Here is a 5,229-nt window from a genome sequence, read left to right on the forward strand (position 1 = left end):
AGAGCAACGTGCCAAGGTTACACTTGACTGATAGAACTCAATACTCGCTTTTCTGAAATAGGATAAGCGGTACCTAATACCTGAGCAAAACAAGATACTCGGTACTCTTCTATCATCCAGCGAGCTTCAATTAGTGCTTCTGGGACCGGTTGTGAACGTGGCACTTTCGCTAACTGAGCCGTTAACGCCTCTTGTACTTTTGCAATACTGTGCATGTGTAATCGATCGCGTGTAGGGTCAACAGGTAGCTTATCGAGTCTATTTTCAATGGCTTTTAAATAACGAACAACATCCGTTAACCGTTGCCAGCCACAGTCTTCGACAAATCCTTTATAAACAAGACTATCAAGCTGAGTTTGAATATCACTCATTGCAAATGCAATATCTAAACTAATTTTGCCTTTAAGACGTTTTTTAATACGTTGATAAATTGTCAAAATTTGTTCTACATTTAGCGCAATATTCTCTGCTGTTGGGTTGAGCTCTTGGCGAACCCACTCTTTTGCTTGTTCGAACTGCTGCTCGTTACGAATATCTAGTTGCTTTTGATCTAACAACTGCTGTACTGCAGCATTAATAATATCTTCGATTAATATCTGCACTTGTCCAAATGGATTAAAGTACATCGCTAGCTTTGCTTTATTAGGCAAAGCTTGTTGCAAATGTTTCACTGGCGAAGGAATGTTAATCAACAGTAATCGGCGCAACCCTACTCGATGATGACGTTTTGCTTCATGTTCATCATCAAATAACTTAATCGCCACATCGGTTTTATTATCAATTAATGCCGGATACGCTTTAACTTCGTAATTACCTTTGCGCTGTTGATATTGAGCGGGTAAATCGCCAAATGACCATGTGGTTATTGCCTCTTGCTCAATGCCTTTGTCTGCCACTTTACGTATTGCTTTAGCAACAACACCTTGCAGTTGACCTTTTAACAGCTCTAAATCACGACCTTGGGCGACTAAACGACCATGGTCATCCTCAATCTTAAAGTTCATCTTAAGATGTTCTGTCAGTTGAGTTACATCAAAGTCGTCAGCTGAAATGCGTACACCGCTCATTCGCAGTAACTGTTTACACATGGTATCAAGCATCGATAACTCAAACGGCTTCATCGCTTGATAACATGCCCGAGCATAATCTGGTGCGGGAACGAAATTACGACGTAGATTTTTAGGCAAGGATTTAATCAGTGCAATCAGTTTTTCTTGTCGCAACCCAGGCACGAGCCAATCAAAGTCACTGTCATCAATTTGATTAATCAGTGCAACAGGAATATGCACAGATACGCCGTCATCAACACTACCCGGTTCAAAATGATAACTGACAGTTAAGCCGAGATTACCTTTATGCCATATTTCTGGAAAATCGAGCGCTGATATATGATCGGCACTACGCTGCATTAATAATGCTTGGCTGTAATCGAGTAAGTCAGGCGTTTGTTGACGCGCTTTTTTCCACCAGGCAAAAAATAGTGGTCCATTATAAATGCCAGCTGGTATTAGCGGTTCGTAAAAATCCACCAACACTTGCTCATCGACCAAAATATCTCGGCGGCGAGATTTATGTTCTAGCGACTCTATGTCATTAAGCAATTTTTGGTTATTAACAAAAAACGTTTCTTTCGTCTGTAACTGCCCTTCGGCTAAAGCACTACGCACAAAAATATCTCGAGCTTCTATAGGGTCAATCGGCCCATATTGTACTCGACGGCGATTGACTATGGTCAAGCCATAAAGAACTTGGTTCTCAAGTGCTATAACGCTTGCCGCTTTGGCTTCAAAATGCGGTTCTAGATAATTCTTTTTCACGAGATGAGATGCGAGCGATTCTAACCATTCAGGATCTATTTTGGCGCAACAACGCGCAAACAAACGTGAGGTTTCAGTCAGCTCAGCAGCCATTATCCACTTAGGCCCCTTTTTCGCTAAAGGCGATCCCGGAAATACAAAGAATTTACGGTTACGCGCCCCTAGATACTCGTTGTTCTCGCCTTTAAAACCAACATGACTTAACAAGCCTGATAATAATGCTCTATGTAACTGTTCGTAACTGGCTGCACTGTCATTAATACGCCATTTCAATTCATGGACGGCTTGTTTCACTTGAGTGTATAAATCTTGCCATTCACGTACGCGTAAATACGCGAGATATTCGTCACGACATTGTTTTCTAAACTGACTGGCTGATAGCTCATGCTTTTGATCTTTTACGTGATCCCATAACTTTACCCAGCTGGCAAAGTCTGAATCTTTATCAGCATAACGGCGATGACACTCGTCTGCTGCTTGTTTCTTTTCTGCGGGACGTTCACGCGGATCTTGAATCGACAAACCTGCAGTAATCACTAATGCTTCGTGTAAACAACCCAATTTGTTCGCTCAATAACCATTCGGGCTAAACGCGGATCGAGTGGAATTTTCGCTAAATCTTTGCCTAATGGCGTTAACACTAGGTCATTACCAGACTTTTTAACCGCTTGTAATTCTTCAAGCAATAAAAAACCGTCTCGAATGTGTTTTTGATCCGGTGGTTGAATAAATGGAAATCCGCCAATGTCACCTAATCCAATCGCCAACATGTGCAAAATCACTGAAGCAAGATTGGTTCGTAATATTTCAGGATCGGTAAATTCGGGGCGCTGAATAAAATCCATTTCATCGTAAAGTCGAATACAAATACCCGGTCCTACACGACCACAACGTCCTTGACGCTGATTGGCACTGGCTTGCGATATAGGCTCTATCGGTAAACGCTGTACTTTCGTGCGGTAACTATATCGGCTTATTCGAGCAGTACCAGGATCGATAACATAACGGATCCCAGGCACGGTTAATGACGTTTCGGCAACGTTGGTGGCTAATACGATACGGCGGCCAATGTGGCTTTTAAAGACTTTAGATTGTTCACCATAAGAAAGACGCGCGTATAGTGGTAAAACTTCAGTATCGCGATATTGCTGTTTATTGAGTAAATCTGCGGTATCGCGAATTTCGCGCTCACCATTCATAAATATCAATATGTCGCCAGGGCCAGCGGCCATTAACTCTTCTACGGCAGTAAAAATACCATCGCTTACATCTAAATCAGCATCAGTGTCGCGCACTAAAGGACGATAACGCGTTTCAACTTCAAAAGTACGCCCAGACACTTCAATAACAGGTGCGTTATTAAAGTGTTTTGAAAAGCGATCTACATCAATGGTAGCTGAAGTAATAATAACTTTTAAATCAGGACGCTTCTTTAATACCTGCTTCAGATATCCCAATATAAAATCAATGTTTAAGCTGCGCTCATGCGCTTCATCAATAATAATCGCATCATATTGGTTGAGAAATCGATCCGAGGTGAGTTCGGCGAGTAAAATACCGTCGGTCATCAGTTTAATGTAACTGTTGTCGCTCATGGCATCAGCAAAACGAACTTTAAAGCCAACAACTTCGCCTAATGGGCTGTTAAGTTCATCAGCAATACGGTTCGCAACACTTCGAGCAGCAAGACGACGAGGCTGAGTATGGCCAATTAAGCCTCTCGTTCCTAATCCCAATTCAAGACAGATTTTAGGTAACTGAGTGGTTTTACCAGACCCAGTCTCCCCCGCCACAATCACCACTTGATTATTGGCAATAGCAGAGGCTATATCGTCACGTTTTTGCGACACAGGCAGTTCATCTGGATAACTGATAATAGGTCTAGACTGCAAGCGCTGTTGCGCTTTTTGATAGGCTTGTTGCGCAGCTTCAGTTAACTGAGCTAACGTTTGGAATTTTTTTTCAGACTCGGCTTCTTTATTGACACGATACAAACGACGACGAATTTTAGCAGCATCGGTTTGATAACAAAGATTGAGATACGCCTTAGATAGCGGGTGAAGGTCCGAATTCAAATCTGATTCCCTTGCTTACATCAAAAAAAGCGATCCTAGCAAGGAAAACAGCAGAATGGTATTGATTTTAACGATTGTTAAGCTGGAGATAAGTAACACTGTTGCATATAAATATTCATCGCCTTAAGCACATTGGTCCGATTAATCGTCCCAATGACTCTTCCATCATTTAATACTGGATAAATTTTCGGCTTCGCACCCAACATTTGTTCAGCGAGTTCTAAAATACTGTCATCCGGCGCGACCGTCAACACGGGGCTTTTCATGCAATCTGCCACTGTACTGGTCATATCACAGTGGTAGCTACTTTTTAACATCACTGACAAGCAATCTTGTTGGGATAAGAAACCCACTAGCTTTCCAACACTATCCACCACTGGCGCGCCGCTCTTATTACTTTCGAGTAATTTTTCAACCGCTATTGCCAGTGACATATCTGCGGTTAACAGTATCGGACGTCTATCCATGTGATCTTTAATTTTTATTGAATCCATATAGCCCCCTAAATGCACGCTAATTGACTACGTGCTTAATAAATCTCGTTAATCAATTCTTAATGAATCAACATTCGAGTACTGACTTAATTTAAGTTTAGTCAATAATGGCTCAGTGGATAGAAAATAAAACCGATTGTATTAATCGGTACTTATTATCACAGCTAGAACTTACTTATCACGCCAGATCATGATTGTCGCAGCTTGGCCTTGGCTTCGAGTGGCACGATACATACCTTCGGTATTAAATGGCGTTGCGATATTGCCACGCGGATCAATCGCTATCACACCTCCAGTTCCACCAGCTGATATTAAGCGTTGATTAATGACTTCATCAGCCGCTTGAATAATCGATAATTGTTGGTATTTAACTTTGGCGCATATGTCACCCGCCACCTGATAACGAATAAAATACTCACCGTGCCCAGTTGCAGATACCGCACATACGCCATTTTCAGCATACGTTCCAGCGCCAATGACTGGAGAATCACCAATACGACCAAAACGTTTTGCTGTCATGCCGCCGGTTGACGTCCCTGCAGCAAGGTTACCTTGCTTATCAAGTGCAACAGCACCCACGGTGCCATATTTATAATTGGCGGTTAACTGTTCCACTGACACCTGATAATCATCGCCGTTATTTTGCTCGGCTTCAATGATACTCGCTTTAGCATCAAGTAACTGCGCATAACGATGTGGGGTATCAAAATGACTGTTGGGCACAAAACTAAATTGTTGGGTTAACGCAAATTCTTCTGCCCCTTGTCCGTAAAGCATCACATGGGGTGATTTTTCCATTACCTTTCTAGCCAAATCAATCGGGTTTTTAATATGTTTAACCCC

General features: G+C 42.1%; 2 protein-coding genes and 1 pseudogene. All 3 read right to left on the reverse strand.

Going from position 1 to position 5,229, the window contains the following annotated elements; genetic code table 11:
- Positions 1-17: 17 nt before the first annotated feature.
- Positions 18-3,892 (reverse strand): annotated as a pseudogene (gene hrpA / locus CXF78_RS09350) (ATP-dependent RNA helicase HrpA).
- A 77-nt stretch (positions 3,893-3,969) separates the two neighbouring features.
- The gene (locus CXF78_RS09355; RefSeq protein ID WP_102036613.1) at positions 3,970-4,386 is read right to left on the reverse strand and encodes a CBS domain-containing protein; all 417 of its coding nucleotides are present in this window, start codon (positions 4,384-4,386) and stop codon (positions 3,970-3,972) included.
- Between the two features lie 171 nt (positions 4,387-4,557).
- Positions 4,558-5,229 (reverse strand): isoaspartyl peptidase/L-asparaginase family protein (locus CXF78_RS09360; protein WP_145991402.1); only part of this gene is annotated, 672 nt, incomplete at its 5' end.

The organism is Shewanella sp. 11B5 (assembly GCF_002836795.1).
GTDB classification, from domain to species: Bacteria; Pseudomonadota; Gammaproteobacteria; order Enterobacterales; family Shewanellaceae; genus Shewanella; species Shewanella frigidimarina.

Bases quoted from the DNA above. Each gene is read 5' to 3' on its own strand.
- CXF78_RS09355 (WP_102036613.1), bottom strand. From the start codon at position 4,386: ATGGATTCAATAAAAATTAAAGATCACATGGATAGACGTCCGATACTG.